Below are 18225 nucleotides of genomic sequence, written 5' to 3' on the forward strand. Positions count from 1 at the left end.
TCGCGCGGCGCCCCGTGGACGGCCTGCGCAGGTGGGCGCTGTGGGTCGCCGTCGCGGCGATCCTGCTGGCGGTGCTCGCCTGCGTCGGCGCGGGGGTCGTCGTGTCGCCGCCACCCCTGGGCGAGCGCATCGCGGCGCTCGCCCAGCCGGGCGCGTCGCTGCCCGAGGGGGTGGACGCGGGCGACGTCGCGGCCATCGCCGAGGACGGCGCGTTCGGCGCGGAGGCCGAGGACCCGCCGGGCCTCGGCATCCCGTTCCTGGCGCTGCCGCTCGGGCTGACGCTGCTGATGGTGGGGCTCATGGCCCTGCCGCTGCTGATCGGGCACCGCGCGGGCGCGCTCGTGAACGGCATCGCGAGCCTCGTGGGCGGCCTCGGCGCCGCGGTCGCCGGCGTGCTGCTGGCCCTGCTCGCCTTCGCCGCCCTCACCACGATGGTGGCGCTGTTCCTGGCGGCCCCCTTCGGCACGCTCGCCTACCTCGCGGTGTTCGGGTTCTTCGATGTCGGCGCGTCGGCGGCGATCCTGGGGGCGGTCCTGGTGCTGCAGCTCGCCGCCGTCGCATTCCTCATCGTGGCGCAGCCGCGCATGCTCGGCAGCAAGCGGATGGTGTTCTTCCTGCTGCTGGCCCTTCTCCTCACGCTCCTGACGATGGTGCTGCACTCGGTCGTCCCGGGGATCGTGGTGAGCATCGCCGACGCGCTCGCCGCGCTCATCACCGCGGTGGTGGGCGCCGTGTGGGGGCTCCTCGTGCTCATCGGCGGCGTCGTCGCCGTCCTGAAGCAGCTGAGCCTCGGCCGCCAGGGCGGCGGGGCCCTGCGCGAGCGCGACGCGGGGACCGCCACGGTCCCCGCCGCCGGCGGGTGATGCAGAGCGCGGTCACCCGGCATCCTCGGGCGGGAGCACCCGCACCACGCATTCGCCCGCCACGGCGGTGCACACGAGCATGAGCGTGCTCTCGTCGTCGTACACGGGGACGGCGACCGGCCTCGCGCACGACAGGTCGGCGGCGTCGACCTCCTGCTCCGGGTAGTCGGCGCCGCTCGTGCTCACGAGCACGTCGCCGGGCGTCTCGGTGCAGAGCAGGATCCGCGCCGGGTCGGGCACCGCGGCACTGCAGCCGCCGGCCGCCGGCACGACGAGCGCCTCCAGATCCGCGCGGGCGCACGGCGCGTCCGCGACGTCCTCGAACGACAGGGGCCGGCTCAGGTCGAGCCAGCCGAGCGATCCGTCCACGCCGCCGCGCGCGTCGTCGGGCGACGCCGGCGGTCTCTGCGCGCCGTAGAACAGCACGAGCCCGGCCGCCACGACCAGGGCGACCAGCACCACGACGAGCGCCTTCACGTTCATCCCGGCGGCTCCCCCGCCGCGGGCGGCTCGGCGCCGGGGAGCAAGGGCTCCGGCGACGAGGGCGGCGCGCCCACGGGCAGCGTCGGCGGCGCATCGGATGCCGCGGGCTCGTCACCCGGCTCCGGATGGGCATCGGCAGAGCCCGGACCGGGGTCCGCGAACACGAGCTCGACCGTGACGTGCGCCGGCTTCTCCTGCGCCACGATCCGCCGCGCGAGCGCCAGGTGCGGGGCCGCCTCGCGCGGCAGGACGACCCGCGCGTGGAACAGCCGGGGCGCACCGGCCTCGTCGGCCGCGGCCTCGTCCACGCGGACGCCCGAGACGCCGAGCGCCCACTCGAGCGCCTCCCGCAGCCCCTCCGCGGTCCCGCGCCGTCGCGACAGGCGCGGCGCCGCGGCGATCACCTGCCGGAGGCGCCCGACGCCCGTGTCGAACTCGCCCGAGGCGTCGTCGATCCAGCGCGCGAGGTCGACCCAGTGCGCCAGGAACGGCACGAACTGGTCGGGTGCGCGCTGCGGGTCGAAGTGCGACGGCAGGTCGGCGAGCAAGTCCTCGACGGGCGCGTGCAGCTCGGCCATCACGTCGACGAGGGCCGCGATCGGCGTGCCCGGCACGATCGTGCGCCGGTGGACCTCGGGAAGGAGCCGCCCGATCCTCTCAGCCCGCATCGCCGTACCCCACGTCGATCTCGTGCGCGCCGGGGGCGAACAGCCAGTTCGGCGGCAGGGCGACCTCGTCGGACAGCTCGGCCGGCGCGGCCGGTCGCCAGGTGCGGCCGTCGGAGCTTCGGAACAGGCCTGCGGGGCCGCCCGTCAGCACGAGCGGCGGCACCGCGTCCCCTGCGGCCACGCTGCGCAGCGCCTGGAACGCGCCGGTCTCGCGGAGCGGCAGGCCGCAGTCGCGCGTCGGGGCCCTCCAGACGCCGTTCGCCTGCCGCGGGTTCGCGACCGTCACGCCGGCGCGCTCGGTGGCGGCCAGGACGGTGTCGCCGATGAACGCGACGTCCCGGCAGCTGCCGCCCGTCCAGTTCGCCCCCACGGGGCCCCAGCCCTGCGCGTCGAGCTCGGTGCCGTGCAGCTCGACGCGGAACACGCCTGCGCCCTCCTCGTCGCCGGTCGCGTACGCGCCGGCCACGAGCACGCGCCGGTTGGAGAGCTCCAGCGTGCGCAGCACGCGGATGTCCTGCCCCGTCAGACCGGTCTGCGTGAACGTCCCCGGACGCCCCTCGTCGAACGACAGGTACACGCCCTTGAGCTCCTGCGCGGCCGCCGCGACCCGCAGCTCGCCGGAGGGATCGACGACGGTCGTCACCGCGTAGAAGCCCAGGCCCGCGTCCTCCCCGACGACGAGCAGGCGGTCGCCCACCGCGCCCTCGCGCAGCGGCTGCCGGAACAGGCCGGCGTCCGTCGCGAGGAACGCATGCGGCGCGCCGTCGATCAGCGCGAGCGCGACGTCCTCCACATGGAACTCGAACTGGGCGATCCGGCTCCAGGTCTCGCCGTAGTCGGCCGAGGCGTGGACCACGCTGGACTCGGTGTCCCCGACCCGCGTGCAGGCCACGACCCACCCGGGTGCCTCGCGCAGCACGCCGATCCGCTCGACGACCTCTCCCTCGATGCGCGCCACGGCGACCCAGCCGCGCGCGTCGTCCACCGTGCGGAACACGCGCGCGCCGCCGCCCGCGTACCAGGTGCGGGGATGATTCGGATCGCGCACGGTCGCCGACACGGCGTCGGGCACCTCGTCGACGACCAGCCGGACGTCGGACACGTAGCGCACGCCCCGCTCGCCCTGCAGCGCGTCGTAGACCCGCGCGACCCGCAGGTGCTCGCCGAAGGGCCATCCCCCCGCACCGTCGATCGGCACGGGCGAGAGCATCCGGTCGAGCCGGTCGCGGAGCCGGCGCTCGACCGCGACGCGGTCCTCGGCGCGGTGCACCACCACGGAGGCCCGCACCCGGATGGGCATCAGACCCGCCCATCGCACGCGCACGCGCGTGCCGATCGGCTGACGGGCGTGCAGCGCCTCCTCCAGCCGCTCCAGCACCTGCGCGCTCATCCGCGCCTCCAGCACGTCGGGGGCGAAGGAGCCGCCCTCGACGCCCGGCACCACGTACACCTGGACCTCGCCGGGCGGGGCGCCCGTCCACGCCTCGGCGCGCGTCACGGCGCGAGCGCGCGACACGCCGCCGTGCGCGGCCACGGCGAACTGCTCGTAGTCGCGCCCCGTCACGACGCGGTCCAGCGTGTGCAGCGACTGGGGTCCGCGGATCATCGCGTTCTCGAGCGTCTCGCTGTCCCGTCCGCCGGTGGCGCCTCTGGGGTTGGTGACCGACACCCCCGGCACCGCGTCCTTGAGGACGGTCAGGGTGCCGGCGGCGACATTGCCGTTCGCGCCCCCGCCGCGGCGGTACCAGGCGACGATGCGGCGGCCGGCGGCGGGCACCGCCGCCAGGGCCACGGGCTGCGCGGCGAGGCCGCCGCCGGGATCGGCGAGCTGCGCCGCGGGCGCGAACGCGATCACGCCCTCGGCGCGGTCGACCACGTAGAGGTGGGGCTCGTCGTCCGGTCCCGGGGGCGCGCCGAAGTGCTCGGTCTCGCTCCAGATCCGATAGGTGACGCCGCCGGATTCGCGGGCCGGCTCCCGGTTGCCGAGCTCGTCCGGCTCGGCCTCGACCCCCACGACCAGGTCGAGCACGTCGCCGGTGGCGAGCGAGATCGGCGGGCGCGCCACCCGCGCCGACTGCCCAGGGAGGCCGTTCCCCACGCCGAGCGGCTCGGCCTCGACGATCTCGCCGGCGTGCGCGCGCACGATTGCCGTCCGCGACCCGGCCGCGATGCGCGCGTCCTCGGCGGTCGCGAAGACCGGCGAGTCCGCGCCGGAACGCGCGGTCATCACGCGGCTGCCGCGCGGGATCACGACGTCCGTCGCCGCGGCGGCCGCGAGCGAGAACTCCAGGTCCACGCTCGCCGCGGCCGGCGGCATGACCTTGACGCCGATGAGGTCGAGGAACTGAACGAAGGCCTTCTCCGGGAGGCGGTTGACGCGATAGATCAGCGTGTCGGTGAGATAGGCGAACACCTCGAGCAGGGTGACGCCCGGATCGCCGGGCGACAGATCCGTCCACTCGGGGCTGCGCGCCGCGATCAGCGCCTTGGCGTCGGCGAGGAGCCGGGCGAAGTCCCGGTCGTCCAGGTTCGGAATGGGAAGCGCCATGTCACTCAGCCCCCTGCAGCGGGATCGAGGCGACCAGCCGGTCGGCCGGGCCGCCGAGCCTCGGGTGGTAGTCGAGCACGACCTGCAGGCGGTCGGGTGCGTCCGGCGCCGCGCCGGCGTCGAGACCGAGCACGACGACGCGGGGCTCGAAGCGCTCGACCGCGCGCCGCACGTAGTGGATCGCCAGGCCCGCCGTGGTGTCGTCGTTCGGCCAGAACACGAGCCGCGCCAGCTCGCACCCGTAGTCCGGGCGCATGACGCGCTCGCCGGGGACGGTGGAGAGCAGCAGGATGAGCGACTGCCGGACGGCGTCCGCGCCCCGCACGAGCTCCACCCTGCCGGTGTCGGCGATCGTCAGCCCGCCGGGACCGCGACCGGCGTCGGGATGGGCGAAGCGCCATCCGGTCGTGACGGGCGGCGTCCGCCTGACGGGGCCCCGGGTGCTCATGGCGTCTCCGTCACCAGGAGCTGCCCGGGATGCTCGACCCGGTACCGCACGCCGCCCTGCGGGGTGCCGTCGGTTGTGCCCGCGAGATCCGCCCGGATGACCGGCCGCCCCGCGATGGTCACGAACCCGGACCGGCCGGTCTGCACGTCGAACGTCGTGGTGCACGGCTTGATGCCGACGTTCACGTTCGGGCATCCGCCGATCGGCCGCCGCAACGGCTCGTCCCCCGTCACCACGGGCCGGGCCCCGACGAACACGAAGTCCTCGCCGGCGATCATCGCCACACGGCCGAGCTTGTGGTCGCACCTCACATCGGCATCCGCCGTCACCCAGAACCACATGTCATCCCCCGCTCACGCCCGCTCCAGCTCGATCCGTCCGGCGCGCAGTCGCAGCAGCCGGCCGGGCGCCTCCAGGACGAGGTCGCCGGCGGCATGGACGACCACGCCCGTGTCGGTGAGGGCGACGCGGCTGCCTGCGGCGTTCGCGAGCGCGAGCGCGTCCCCGTCCGCGCTCAGGCGCAGCGACTGGCCGGACGGCAGCCGCATCCCGTACACGCCGACGGCTCCGCCGACGACGCCGACGCCCGGCTCGCCGCCGTCGCTCGTGCGCAGCCCTCCGAGGACGACGCCCCTGCCCGGGTCGCCCGCCTCGTGCGCGACGAGCACGCTGTCGCCCACGTCCGGCTGCAGCGCCAGGCCCTTCCCCTCGCCCGCGCCCAGTGCGAGCACCGGCAGCCATTCGGATTCGAGGCCGTCGAACGCCGGCAGCGTCACCCGCACGCGGCCCCGCGCCTCGGGATCGTCGACGCGCAGCACCTGAGCCGCGGTCAGCGTCATGGCGCCGCGCGGCGGCCGCCCGCCGGCGGGTCCGAGGGCCCGCAGGTGCGCGGGCGGCTCCGACGTGACCGTGCACATGTACCCGCCCGACGCGTCGATCACGTGGTCCGCGGCCAGCAGCACGAAGTCCCCGGTAGCGCCGGGCGTGAGTCCCGCGAGGCGCAGCACGCTGCCCGGGCCGAGCTCCGGATGACCCTCGACGACCGCACGCACGACGCGCGCCGATGCGCCGTCCTCGGCGGCGAGTCCCCGGGCGAGCGCCTCGAGCTCGTCGGCCCCGAATGCCACGGCGCCGCCCCGCACGGCGTCGCGAGCGTCGGGGTCGTCGACGCCCGAGTCGGCCGAGCCGTCCGACACCTCCCCCGTTACCGGATCCCACCCCACCACGCGCCAGCCGGAGCGATGCGCGAGCGCGCTGTCGGTGACCACCGCCTCGATCAGCCCGTCGCCGTACGCGGCGCGCGCCTCGTGCCCGATCCCGGATCCGTCGAACAGGCGCAGGGTGCCGCCCGCGGCGTCCACCTGCCACCACAGCCCCGCCTCGCGCGTCAGTCTGGTGAGCAGGTCCAGCGCGGACCGGCCGTCGCGAAGCAGCCGCGGCAGTCGAGGGCCCTCGTCGCCCGCGGCGACGGACAGGCCCGCCGGCTCGGCGAGCTCGCGCACGAGCTCGGCGAGGGACACGTCGACGTGCGCGCGCAGCTGCGAGTCGCGGCGCAGCCGGTGGGCGGCGTCCTGGCAGCGGGCGGTCATCGCCACGCTGCCGTCCGCGCGGAACGCGCGCTCCAGCACGACCACGTCGCCGGTGAACAGCAGGACGGCGTGCCCCTCGACCGCCACGTCGAGGCCGGCACCAGGCGTCAGAGCCGATTCGAGCGCGGCGGGGTCCACCGGGTCCTCGAACACCAGCGCGCACGCGGCCGGCGCGCTCGCCTCGCGCCGGACGCGCACCGAGGTCAGCCGGGCGACGCGGTCGACGTCGAGCTCCGCGCCGTCCACGCGCACGCGCACGCCCGGGATGACCGCCGGGGCGGGCGCGACGAGGTCGATCGTGTCGGTCATGGCCGCTCCCCCGTCGAGACCTGCTCCGGCGCGGGCGGGACGATGAGCTCCCTGCCCGGCTCAGGCCACACCACGTCGTCGAGGCCGTTCACGTCGGCGATCCAGCGCCACAGCGCGGCCCGGCCTCCGAACCAGCGCGCCGCCAGCTCGGCGAGCGTCTCGCCGCCGCTCGGGGCGCCGTCGTCGCCCGGCCCGGCTCCGATGACCGTGTGGACCGCGGCGGGCGCGGCGGCCGCGACAGCAGCGGCCGCCGCATCGGGGATGTCCGCGGCGGGAGGCGTGTCGGGAGCCGGCGGATTCGGATCCGGCACGCGCACGAGCCGCAGGCTCATCCACGAGCGTCCCGGCGTGCCGTTGCGGTCGAACCTCTCGAACCGCTCGGCCACGGCCTCGACGACGGCGAGGACGTTCCAGCTCTTGCCGAGCACCATGCGCACGTGCGGCACGCCGCGCCCAGAGGGATCGCTGTTCTCCGCGAGCTGCCAGAGCGCGCGGGTGTAGTCCCGCACGTCCGCGCGCACGGCGGCCGGTGGCGGCGCACCGCCGTCCGCCCCGGAGGCGGCGGGAGCCGGCGGCGCGAGCGGAGGGGGCACCAGGTCGACGTCGAACAGCAGCTGCAGGTCGAGCTCGGTCCGCCCGCCGCCGGTGTGCAGCAGCGGGGAGTCGCTGAGGGCGGCACCGGACACGACCCCCGAGCCGCCGCGCCGCGGGGCGAGGCCGGCGACGCGCCGCTGCACGACGTGCTCCGGGTTGAGCATGCACGTCACGCGTGCGCCGGTCTGCTCGTCGATGAACGCCACGCGCTCCATCACGTTCTCCGCTGCTCGGCCACGAGCGGGTCGGCGGACGCATCGCCTGCCCAGCCCCATTGCGCCGCCCACCCGGCGGCGTGGTCGACGAGGGCGCCGTCCCGCGGCGACCGGTCGGCGGGGCGCGGCGGCAGCTCCGGCCACGGCGCGGCGCCCACGCCCGCGTATGCCCCGTGCCCGCGCGCCCCCGCCTCGGGGCCGGAGTCAGGCCGGTCCGCCCGCCGCGGGAGCGCGCGGGGCGCGGACGACGCGCCGGGTGCGGCATCGCGCACCGGGAACGGGTGCCGCTCCGACGCCGGCGACGGAGACGTCGCCGGCTCCCCCGGGCGCTGCCCGCGCGACCGCGTCTCCAGCGGCGTCGGCCGGGGGCTCGCGGGCGTCATCCTGTCGTCGCTCGCGCGCTGCGGGGTCTCCGGCCCATCCTGCGGCACGGCGGGAAGAGGCGCGGGGCCGCTGAGGACGCGGTTCGTCGCACCCGGCTCGGGGAACGGCACGGTGCTCGGCTCCCGGCGTACGCGCTGCTCCACGCGGACCCCCGCCGGCCGCGCGGCCGCCGGCGAGGAGGGGGCGTGCTCGGGTGCCGAGGGCGGGGGTGCCGCGGTCGGCGCCGCGGCGCGGAACGCCACGTGAGGCGCGCCGGCGGGTTCCGCGGGGGACTCCCCGGCCGCCGACGCCGTCGCGGGCGCGGGAGCCGCCGGGGCGCCGGGTGCCCTCGGCCGCGCGGGCGGATCGACGTGCGTCACAGCGACCCTTCCGTGAGCCTCCGTGCGCTCCGTCTCGCCGCGCACGCGGGCGCCGGGGCCGGGGCCGGCAGCGGGTTCCGCCGCCGCCGGATCCCCGGCCTCGAACGCGAACCACTCGGGATCGCGCGCCGCGACGTACGCGGCGATGTCGGGATCCGCCCCCGCGAGGTGCGGGTCGTCCGGCGGCGCGCCCCGAGGGGCGGCCGACCGCGGACCGGCGCCCAGTCGGGCGGGCGGGTCGCGGCGGACGAGCGCGCGCCACACGCCGGCGAGCGCCTGCCGCACCCGCCGCAGCACGCCCGCGGCGCCCCGACGCGCGGGGCCGTGCCGGTCAGCCATCGCGCGAGCCCACCCTCTCGATCGACTCGTACTTCAGCCCGAACTCCTGGATGTAGACCTCGCGGGCGGTCGCCCGGAGGTCGGCGCCCAGAAACCGCACGGGCAGGGCCTGGTCCAGGTCCAGCTGCATGACCGGCGTCGTGCCCCGAGAGTCGAGGAGGATGATCGACACCGGCAGGCGCCGGATCTCCCCCGCGACCGTCGCCATGAACCAGTCCCACAGCTCGGTCGACCGGGTGAGGCCCTGGCGCAGCGTGATCTCGCCGTACGTCGTGATGGTCGGGATGTGGTGCACGACCTGCGCCTGCCCCGCCTCCCGGTACTCGACCGTGTCGATGGTCACCTGAGGCCCGGAGCACTCGGTGAAGTGCCCGACCGCCATCCCGCTGATCATGAGCTTGAAGTTGTAGGCGCCGAACGGGTCGGTCCACTGGGTCTTCGCGGACGCCGAGGGCGCCGCCGTCGCATCGCTCACTGTGCTTCCTCTCCTCCGGCGGCCGCGTACTGGCTCACCTTGAACACGATGAATTCGGCCGGTTTGACCGGCGCCATCCCGATGAGGGCGGTGACGATGCCGGCGTCGATGTTCTCCTGCGGGTTGGTCTCGGCGTCGCACTTGACGAAGAACGCCTCGCGCTCGGTCGCGCCCAGCAGCGCGCCGTCGCGCCACAGCCGGCGCAGGAAGGCCCGGATGTCACGCCGGATCGCGTTCCACAGGACCTGGTCGTTGGGCTCGAACACCACCCATCCGGTGCCCTGCTGGATCGACTCCTCGGCGAAGGCGAACAGCCGGCGCACCGGCAGGTACCGCCACTCGCTCGAGCCGCCGGCGAGGGTGCGCGCGCCCCAGATCCGGATGCTCCCCAGGATGCTGCGGATCGCGTTGACGCCCGCGCTGTTGAGCAGCCCCTGCTCGCTCGGGGTGAGCGCCCGCGTCAGGTCGAGCGCGCCGCGCACGGTCTCGTTCGCGGGCGCCTTGTGCACCCCACGGCTGCCGTCGGTGCGCGCCCACACGCCGGCCACGTGCCCGGACGGCGGGGCGTCGACGAGCGCGCCCGTGAGCGGATCCAGGACGCGGATCCACGGGAAGTAGACGGCACCCCACTCGGACTGGCGCGGCGCGGTCCCGTCGCCCGACGCCCGAGGCTTCGGCGGCGACGCGGCCTCGCCCGAGTCGGCGTCACCCGCCTCCGCGTCCGACGCCGAGCCGCCCGACGCGGAGGCACCGGGCGAGCGCGGCTTCGCCGGACGGGTCAGCGCGTTCAGGTCGGCGACGTCCGCCGGGGCGTCCAGCACCGCCACGCGGTCGCGCATGAGCTCGCAGTGACTGAGGACCGCGTCGTACGACCCGGCGTCCGTCATCCCCGGAGCCGCCACGATCGCGATCTCGTCGATGTGCTCCAGCGCCGAGATCCCGGGGCTGTCGGCGGTGCCGCCCACGGTGCCGTCGGGCCCGACGTTGAGCACGTAGCAGCGGTCCCCGCCGTTCAGGAAGAACCCGTGGACCGCGAGCGTGAGCGCGCTGCTGGGCCCGTCCCCGCCGAACACGCTGGTGTACTGGGTCCAGTTGTTCACGGCGGTGGGGACGCCCACCGGCGCATCCGGGTCCGTGACGAACCCGACGAAGGCGGCCACCTGGGTGCCCACCCCCTCGATGGGGCGTGCACCGCCCATGATCTCCTCGACGTAGACGCCCGGAGTGAGGTACTGGGGCATGACGGTCCTTTCTCGGCACTATCCGACGGGCGCCGTGCCCGAGCGGAGTGGGGCCTCCCGGCCCCGGGGATCAGCCGGCATCGGCACGAGGTCGGCATGCAGCGGCTCGCGCACGGGCGGCGCGGCGGCGCGTTCGATCAGGCGTCGCACGGGCACCTGCAGGATGAAGGCCGGCTGCGGCGGGCGCCCGAGGGCCCGCCACAGACCCGGGTCGACCGGACCGGGCTCGAGCCGCCACGGGACGTCGGTCTGGGCCGCGAGGGCGAGGGCGACGGCGGCTCGCGCGGAGTCGTAGGCGTTCCGGCCGACGACGGTGACGAGCACGTCGAGAGTCACCTCGGCGCTCGAGATGTGCCGGAGCACCGGCCCGGTCGCGGGTGCGAGCGCGATCGAGAGCGGACGCAGCAGCACGGCTCCGCCCGCCGCGGCGTCGCCCTCGTCGAACACCACCGGCAGGCCGGTCGCCTCCGCCGCCCAGCGCTCGACCGGTTCGAGCGCGGCGACCAGGTCCGCGCCGAGCTGCTCGCTCGCGCTCATGCCCGCCCCCTTCGGCACCGCACGGCGGGTCGCCGCGCACCCTGAAGGAGGCGCACCCGCCGACGGAGATACCGTCCTGCGGGAGAAACGCCTACTCGCCGCGGGCCCACACGGTGGCCGCGATCACGTGCACGCCGCTGCCCGCCTCGGTCGGGCGGACCTCCAGGAGCGCGCGGCGCTGCTGATCCGTCAGGTCGACGCAGACGTAGGTGGTCTCGTCCGCCGGGATGGGCAGCGGCTGGCCCTGGGTGTAGTCCGTGGCCGCCTCGCAGGCCTCGAAGGTCGGGTCGGGCACGACGGCCAGCCGGGCGGAGAAGTACCCCACCGCGTTCAGGAAGCCCGAGCTGTGGAACTCACCGGAGAACGACAGATCGGCACCGGTCACGTCCACGGCCGCGTCCACGCTCCGTCCGGCGTCCAGATCGTACGAGAGACCTCCGTACGCCTCGAACTCATACGCGGCGAACACCTCGTGCTCGATCACGGGAGGGCCCGTGGTCTCCGCGGGCGTCGGCTCCGGCGCGGGCTCCTCGCGCGTGAGCCACCAGATCAGCACCGCGCCCGCCGCGAGCAGCGCCGCCGCCACGACGACGATCCACCACGGGAACCGGCGGCGGGCTCGCTCGGGCACGGTGAAAGCCACGGTGGGGCCGGACACCACCTGATCCGGCGACTCCTCCAGGGCCGCGCCGATCGCGAAGGTCCCGGGCCCGGCAGGCGCGTCATCCGGGACGGCCACGGTCACGTCGACCGTCGTGGTCCCTGCGGTCGGCAGCGCCCGCTCGGCCTCCCCGACGATCGAGAACCAGCGCTCCTCCGTGCCGGCCCCGGCGCGCACGATCAGACGCGCCTTCACGGGGCGCCCCGTGACGTTCGACACGGTGAAGGATCCCGTTCCGCGCCGGGCGGCGTCGATCGCCACCTGCGTCGGACCCGCGACCGAGAACGGCGGCGCGGATGACGGCGCGGGCCCGTCGGGGCCGAAGTCTCCCGGTCCCGGAGTCGGAGCATCGGACATTCCGCTCCTCACTCCCACACCGTGACCGCGATCTCGCGCGGCTCGCCGGCGCCCGTCGGTCCCACCTCGAGCACGGCGGCGTGGCCGCCGGTCGTGAACGTGCACACGTAGCTGGTCGGCCAGCCGTCCTGGATCTCGACGGAGTCCCGGAGCATCACGTCGCGGCACAGGTCGAATCGCGGCTCCCCGATGAACTCGACGCCGCGCATCAGCCCGTAGACGAACGTGGGGTGAGAGAAGGCGAGGAACGAGAAGTCGTTGTCGGTGAGCAGGATGTCCGGCTCGCCGTCCTCGTCGAGGTCGGCGTACACCGGCGTGGTGTCCTGCACCACGGTCGTCTGGAGGATCACGGCCGGCCCGGTCGGCACGGGCGTCGGGGTCGGGGTCTCGGTCGGGCTCGGGCTCGGCGAGGGGCCGGGACCGACGGCCTCCGGGCGCGTCAGCATCCAGATCAGGATGCCGCCGCCCGCGAGCACGACGAGCGCCACCGCCGCGACGATCACGATCCACCAGGGGAAGCGCCGCCTGCCTGCCGGTGCGACGGCGAGCGCGACCGTGGGCCCCGGCACCACCTGATCGGGCGACTCCTCGAGCGCGGCGCCGAGCGTGAACGCGCGGGCGCCCTCGGGGGCGTCCGCCGGCACGGCCACGTCGACGTCGACCGTGGTGGTGCCGGCCAGCGGCAGGGAGCGCTCCGCGTCGCCCGCGATCGTGAACCAGCCCGCGGCCGCGTCGGGCCCGGGCGTCACGATCAGGCGGGCCCGGACGGGACGTCCCGACACGTTCGAGACCGTGAACGAGGCCCTGCCGCGGCGTCCGCCGTCGAGGGCCAGCTGCGTGGGACCCGTCACGACGAACGGGGGCGTCGCGCCGGCCGCGGGGGCGGTGGGGCCGAAGCCGTCGTCGGGCGTCATGGTGTCCCCCTTCGCGGCGGCATGGCCGCCGCCGCCTCTGCAGAAGGGAGCCGCGGCCGCACCGCGTGATACACCCGGGCGCTTCAGGCGGTCAGCGCGCGCACGACGGCGTCCGCCAGGAGGCGCCCCTGGAGCGTCAGGACGACACGCCCCCCCACGGCCGCCGCTCCGTCGACCAGGCCGTCGGCTACCAGGCCGGCGACGGCCCGCCGCGCGTCGTCTCCGAGCGCCGCGATCGGGAGCCCCTCGCGGATGCGGCTCTCGAGCAGCACGCGCTCGAGCGCGCGGGCGTCGGCATCCGGCGTCTCGCGTCCCGCCGCGGGCGACTCGCCGAGCGCGAGGCGCTGCGCGTAGGCGGCGGGGTGCTTCACGTTCCACCACCGCAGGCCGCCGACATGGCTGTGGGCGCCGGGACCGAAGCCCCACCAGTCGGTGCCACGCCAGTAGGCGAGGTTGTGACGGGAGCGGTGCTCCTCGCCGCGCGACCAGTTGCTGATCTCGTACCACTCGAAGCCGGCGGCGGCGAGCCGCGCATCCGCCAGCTCGTACATGTCGGCCTGCAGGTCGTCGTCGGGCGCCGGGACCTCGCCGCGCCGGATCTGGCGCGCCAGCTTGGTGCCGTCCTCGATGATCAGGGCGTACGCCGAGAGGTGATCGGACTCGAGGGCGAGCGCCGCGTCGAGCGAGGCCTCCCAGTCGGCGAGCGACTCGCCGGGCGCGCCGTAGATCAGGTCGACGCTCACGTCGAGGCCGGCCTCGCGTGCCGCGTCCACCGCCGTGCGGACGTTGGAGGGCGTGTGGGTGCGATCGAGCGCCGCGAGCACGTGCGGGACGGCGGACTGCATGCCGACGGACATCCGGGTCACGCCTGCGTCGGCGAGCTCCCGGGCGACGTCCGGCGTGACCGTGTCGGGATTCGCCTCGACCGTCACCTCCGCGTCCTCCGCGATCCCGAACGCGGCGCGCACGCCGTCGAGCATCCGGGCGAGGTCGCCGGCGGGAAGCAGCGTGGGCGTGCCGCCGCCGAAGAACACCGTGCGCGCCGGGCGGAGGCCTCCCGCCTCGCCCAGCACCTCGCGGCTCAGCGCGACCTCGCGCAGCAGCGTGTCGGCGTACTCGTCCTGGCGGGCGCCGCGCAGCTCGCCCGACGTGTAGGTGTTGAAGTCGCAGTAGCCGCACCGCACGCGGCAGAACGGCACGTGCAGGTAGACACCGAAGTCGGTCTGCGGATCGACCCGGATGCCCTCGGGAAGGCGCCCGTCGGCGGGAGCCGGGTCGCCGACCGGCAGCGGACCGGCCATCAGGATCGGCCCATCAGGAGCCGGGCGTGGCGAACAGCGGCGAGATGGCGCGGAGGTACCCCGCGAACAGCACGCGGCGGCGGCGGCGCACGAAGCCGCGGAACATCCGGTACAGAAGCGCCACGGGGCGGTCGAACGCCTTGACCGTGAACCACACCTCGTCGTTGTCGCGCCACTCGATCATGAACGACTCCTCGCCGCTGACCATCGAGCCGCCGACCGTGCCGAGCGCGAACCCGATGCGGCGGGGCTCCTCGATCACGAAGATGACCCGCAGCTCGGCGTCGGCGCGCATGCCCTCGACCCGTCCGTGCACGCGCAGCGTGGTGCCCGGTCCGGCCCACGGCGTGCCCTCGGCGTCGTAGCGCTGGTCGGCCTCGAGCTTCGAGGGCGTCACGGGGTTGCCCTCGCCGTCGAAGCTGACGCCGGAGTACGCGGGGCCGGGCGCCGGGCGGACGTCCGTGACCTTCAGGCCCGCCCCCTTGAGCGCGCCCCACGACAGCAGCGCCTCGCCGGCGGTGCGGAAGCGGTCCTCGCCGCTGCCGATGCGCCACGAATCGGCCGCCGGGATGCTGTGCTCCGGCGGGTACTGCAGCAGGTCCTGCGCCTGCGTGGCGCCGACCGCCGCATAGTCGACCGTCTCGTCGTCCTGGAACGTTCCGCGACGCATGCGGGTCAGCCTACTTCCTTCGCCTGGGTCCCCCTGGGGAACCGGTGCCCTTCGGCTTACTTGGCCTTTGTCTCGACGTCGCCCGAGAGCGCCGCGATGAAGGCCTCCTGGGGGACCTCCACGCGTCCGACCATCTTCATGCGCTTCTTGCCCTCCTTCTGCTTCTCGAGGAGCTTGCGCTTGCGGCTGATGTCGCCGCCGTAGCACTTGGCGAGCACGTCCTTGCGCATGGCGCGGATGTTCTCGCGGGCGATCACGCGCGCGCCGATGGCGGCCTGGATGGGGACCTCGAACTGCTGACGCGGGATGAGCTTGCGCAGCCGCTCCGTCATGGTCGTGCCGTAGGAGTAGGCCTTCTCGCGGTGCACGATCGCGCTGAACGCGTCGACGCGGTCGCCCTGCAGGAGGATGTCGACCTTCACGAGGTCCGCCTCCTGGCGGCCGGCGGGCTCGTAGTCGAAGCTCGCGTAGCCCTGCGTGCGCGACTTCAGCTGATCGAAGAAGTCGAAGACGATCTCGCCCAGCGGCATCGTGTACTTCAGCTCGACGCGCTCCTCGGACAGGTAGTCCATGCCGAGCATGGTGCCGCGGCGCGACTGGCAGAGATCCATGACCGTGCCGACGTAGTCCTTCGGTGTCAGGATCGACGCGCGCACGATCGGCTCCGACACCGAACCGATCTTGCCGTCGGGATACTCGCTCGGGTTGGTCACGACGATCGTCTCGCCGGTCTCGGTCGTGACCTCGTAGATCACGCTGGGCGCGGTCGTGATGAGGTCGAGCCCGAACTCGCGCGACAGGCGCTCCGTGACGATCTCGAGGTGCAGCAGGCCCAGGAAGCCGCAGCGGAAGCCGAAGCCCAGCGCGACCGACGTCTCGGGCTCGTACGCGAGCGAGGCGTCCGACAGCTTCAGCTTGTCGAGCGCGTCGCGCAGGTCGGGGTAGTCGCTCGCGTCGATCGGGTACAGGCCCGAGTAGACCATCGGCTTGGGGTCCACGTAGCCGGCCAGCGCCTGGGTCGCGGGGTTCCGCGCCGTGGTCACGGTGTCGCCGACCTTGGACTGGCGCACGTCCTTCACGCCCGTGATCAGGTAGCCCACCTCGCCGACGCCGAGGCCCTTGGACGGGACCGGCTCCGGCGCGGACACGCCGATCTCCAGGAGCTCGTGCGTCGCCCTGGTCGACATCATCTGGATGCGCTCACGCGGCCTGAGCGTGCCGTCGATCATTCGGACGTAGGTGACGACGCCCCGGTAGGCGTCGTAGACCGAGTCGAAGATCATCGCGCGGGCCGGCGCGTCGGCGTCGCCCTTCGGCGCGGGGATCTCGGCGACCAGGCGGTCCAGCAGCTCCTCCACGCCCTGTCCCGTCTTGCCCGACACGCGCAGCACGTCCTCGGGACGGCCGCCGATCAGGTCGGCCAGCTCCTTCGCGAAGCGCTCCGGGTCGGCCGCCGGGAGGTCGATCTTGTTGAGCACGGGGATGATCGTGAGGTCGTTCTCGAGCGCCAGATACAGGTTCGCGAGCGTCTGGGCCTCGATGCCCTGCGCGGCGTCGACCAGCAGGATCGCGCCCTCGCACGCGGCGAGCGAGCGCGACACCTCGTACGTGAAGTCCACGTGCCCGGGGGTGTCGATCATGTTCAGCGCGAACGTCTGACCGTCCTGCTCCCACGGCATGCGCACGGCCTGCGACTTGATCGTGATGCCGCGCTCGCGCTCGATGTCCATCCGGTCGAGGTACTGCGCGCGCATGTCGCGGTCGGCGACCACGCCGGTGATCTGCAGCATGCGGTCGGCCAGCGTGGACTTGCCGTGGTCGATGTGGGCGATGATGCAGAAATTGCGGATGCGCTCGGGGGGCGTCGCGGCAGGCTCGAGCGGCGTAGAGGCACGGGGTGACATGTCCGTTCGATTCTACGGTGCGCGGCCCGCTCCGCCCGCCGCGCGCGGGAGCGCTCACATCGTGCGGCTTGCTTCCGTGCGCTCGCGCGTGCACTATGCAGGTTGCGCGGTCGTCACCCGCACGTTGCGCGCTTTTCACGACGAGAGCACAGATCGGTAACGCTTTTCACCCATCCGCGTCTCGTCATGGTGATATTGCGGGCCGAGGGTAGAGTCGCCGACAACGTCGTCAGAAAGAGTTCCACGCCTTGATCCGATTCCTGCTGCGCCGGCATCCTGCCGCTGTACATGGGTCCGTGGATCTCGATGGCGACCGAGGGTCTCGCGAACCTCACGCCCGAGACCTACACGGGTCTGGACCTCTTCGGCCTGCAGCCGGTCGAGAACGTCGGCTGGGAGAAGTCGGAGTGATCCGTCGCTGATCTGACGATCCGCACGTCGGGGTCGGTGGTTCGTCCACCGGCCCCGACGTCGTCCCCGGGCCCGTCACCGGGCCTAGGGTGAGGGGCATGCCGGTGCAGGTCGTGCTCGTCCACGGGATCCGGACGTCCGCGACCATGTGGCGCGCGCAGGTCGCCCACCTCGAGCGGCGCGGCGTCGCGGCCCACACGATCGACCTGCCCGGCCACGGCACGCGGATGGCCGAGACGTTCACGCTCGAGGGCGCATTCTCGGCGATCGACGCCGCGGTGCGCTCGGCCGCCGCCGCCGGGCCCGTGCTGCTCGTGGGCCACTCGATGGGCGGTCTCCTCGCCACCGAGTACGTCGGGGCCGAGGATCCGCCGCCGGTGGCGGGACTGGTCGCGGTATCGAGCACGTCCATCCCCCGCGGCCTCGGGCTGCGCGCGTACCGCACGCTCATGGGCGGCTTCAACGCGCTGCCGGGTCGCGGCGTGGTCTTCACGAAGGCGATGCTGCGCGCCACCCTGCCGGACGAGACCCGCCGCGACTTCGGCGCCGGCGGGTACGCCTTCGGGGCGCAGGACGCGGCCCTCCGCAGCCTCTCGGTTTTGGACCTGATGGCCGCGCTGCGACGCATCCGGGTGCCCGTGTGGTTCGTGAACGGGCAGTGGGATCAGCTGCGGCTGCACGAGAGGCGGTTCGCGGCCGCGGTGCCCGGGGCGGAGCTGATCGTCGTGCCGCGCACGACCCACCTCGTCACGGCCATGCGACCGGACGTGTTCAACGCCGTGCTCGACCTGGCGATCGCCGTGATCGAGAGCCGCGAACGCCGGGAGGATGCGCGCTGACCTGGTAGAGTAGGTCCTTGGCTTGCGTGTGGGTCCCACCCCGCACCCGTCGTGCGACGCCCCTCTACCGTCAAGCGACATCGTCCGAACAACCTCTGAACGAAAGTCCTCTGACA

18 protein-coding genes are annotated in these 18225 nt (G+C 74.4%); 2 read left to right on the forward strand and 16 right to left on the reverse strand.

What is annotated here, in order from left to right:
• Positions 1-14: 14 nt before the first annotated feature.
• Positions 15-863: a hypothetical protein gene (locus ACYVGN_RS03040; protein WP_460788685.1), complete on the forward strand. Its 849-nt coding sequence runs from the start codon at positions 15-17 to the stop codon at positions 861-863.
• A gap of 12 nt (positions 864-875) precedes the next feature.
• On the opposite strand, the gene ACYVGN_RS03045 is transcribed toward ACYVGN_RS03040, so the two are convergent.
• The 16 genes from ACYVGN_RS03045 to lepA all read right to left on the reverse strand — a co-directional run bounded on the left by ACYVGN_RS03045 (position 876) and on the right by lepA (position 16859).
• Positions 876-1346, reverse strand: a complete 471-nt coding sequence (locus ACYVGN_RS03045) for a hypothetical protein (RefSeq protein ID WP_460788687.1) — start codon at positions 1344-1346, stop codon at positions 876-878.
• Positions 1343-2014 (reverse strand): phage tail protein, encoded by a 672-nt coding sequence (locus ACYVGN_RS03050; RefSeq protein WP_460788689.1) that lies wholly within the window; start codon positions 2012-2014, stop codon positions 1343-1345. Before ACYVGN_RS03050 ends, ACYVGN_RS03045 begins: the two co-directional genes overlap by 4 nt.
• Positions 2004-4562 carry a baseplate J/gp47 family protein gene (locus ACYVGN_RS03055; RefSeq protein WP_460788691.1) on the reverse strand — a complete coding sequence of 853 codons (2559 nt, stop codon included), beginning with the start codon at positions 4560-4562 and terminating at the stop codon, positions 2004-2006. Before ACYVGN_RS03055 ends, ACYVGN_RS03050 begins: the two co-directional genes overlap by 11 nt.
• Position 4563: 1 nt before the next feature.
• Positions 4564-5010, reverse strand: a complete 447-nt coding sequence (locus ACYVGN_RS03060; protein WP_460788693.1) for a GPW/gp25 family protein — start codon at positions 5008-5010, stop codon at positions 4564-4566.
• On the reverse strand, positions 5007-5294 hold the full coding sequence (locus tag ACYVGN_RS03065; protein WP_460788695.1) for a hypothetical protein: 288 nt from the start codon (positions 5292-5294) through the stop codon (positions 5007-5009). Before ACYVGN_RS03065 ends, ACYVGN_RS03060 begins: the two co-directional genes overlap by 4 nt.
• Positions 5295-5363: 69 nt before the next feature.
• Positions 5364-6908, reverse strand: a complete 1545-nt coding sequence (locus tag ACYVGN_RS03070) for a phage baseplate assembly protein V (protein WP_460788697.1) — start codon at positions 6906-6908, stop codon at positions 5364-5366.
• Positions 6905-7717 carry a CIS tube protein gene (locus ACYVGN_RS03075; protein WP_460789219.1) on the reverse strand — a complete coding sequence of 271 codons (813 nt, stop codon included), beginning with the start codon at positions 7715-7717 and terminating at the stop codon, positions 6905-6907. Before ACYVGN_RS03075 ends, ACYVGN_RS03070 begins: the two co-directional genes overlap by 4 nt.
• Positions 7717-8799, reverse strand: a complete 1083-nt coding sequence (locus ACYVGN_RS03080) for a hypothetical protein (protein WP_460788699.1) — start codon at positions 8797-8799, stop codon at positions 7717-7719. The genes ACYVGN_RS03075 and ACYVGN_RS03080 overlap by 1 nt, the downstream gene beginning before the upstream one ends.
• A complete protein-coding gene (locus ACYVGN_RS03085) occupies positions 8792-9274 on the reverse strand; it encodes a phage tail protein (protein ID WP_055988820.1) in 483 nt (160 codons plus the stop codon). The genes ACYVGN_RS03080 and ACYVGN_RS03085 overlap by 8 nt, the downstream gene beginning before the upstream one ends.
• A complete protein-coding gene (locus tag ACYVGN_RS03090; protein WP_460788701.1) occupies positions 9271-10515 on the reverse strand; it encodes a phage tail sheath family protein in 1245 nt (414 codons plus the stop codon). The genes ACYVGN_RS03085 and ACYVGN_RS03090 overlap by 4 nt, the downstream gene beginning before the upstream one ends.
• Before the next feature lie 18 nt (positions 10516-10533).
• Complete coding sequence (locus ACYVGN_RS03095; RefSeq protein ID WP_055988822.1) at positions 10534-11052, reverse strand: hypothetical protein; 519 nt, start codon at positions 11050-11052, stop codon at positions 10534-10536.
• Positions 11053-11143: 91 nt separating this feature from the next.
• Entirely contained in the window at positions 11144-12070 is a 927-nt protein-coding gene (locus ACYVGN_RS03100) for a hypothetical protein (protein ID WP_460788703.1), read from the reverse strand.
• A gap of 8 nt (positions 12071-12078) precedes the next feature.
• Positions 12079-12984, reverse strand: coding sequence for a hypothetical protein (locus ACYVGN_RS03105; protein ID WP_460788705.1), 906 nt, complete (start codon positions 12982-12984; stop codon positions 12079-12081).
• Positions 12985-13067: 83 nt separating this feature from the next.
• Positions 13068-14285 (reverse strand): radical SAM family heme chaperone HemW, encoded by a 1218-nt coding sequence (hemW, locus tag ACYVGN_RS03110; protein WP_460788707.1) that lies wholly within the window; start codon positions 14283-14285, stop codon positions 13068-13070.
• Positions 14286-14298: 13 nt separating this feature from the next.
• Positions 14299-14955: a DUF1990 family protein gene (locus tag ACYVGN_RS03115; protein WP_460788708.1), complete on the reverse strand. Its 657-nt coding sequence runs from the start codon at positions 14953-14955 to the stop codon at positions 14299-14301.
• Positions 14956-15011: 56 nt separating this feature from the next.
• Complete coding sequence (gene lepA / locus ACYVGN_RS03120; protein WP_460788710.1) at positions 15012-16859, reverse strand: translation elongation factor 4; 1848 nt, start codon at positions 16857-16859, stop codon at positions 15012-15014.
• Between the two features lie 509 nt (positions 16860-17368).
• On the opposite strand from lepA, the gene ACYVGN_RS03125 reads away from it, so the two are divergent.
• Positions 17369-18109 (forward strand): alpha/beta fold hydrolase, encoded by a 741-nt coding sequence (locus ACYVGN_RS03125; RefSeq protein WP_055988832.1) that lies wholly within the window; start codon positions 17369-17371, stop codon positions 18107-18109.
• The last annotated feature ends 116 nt before the right edge of the window (positions 18110-18225 follow it).

Source organism: Microbacterium lacusdiani (genome assembly GCF_054779895.1).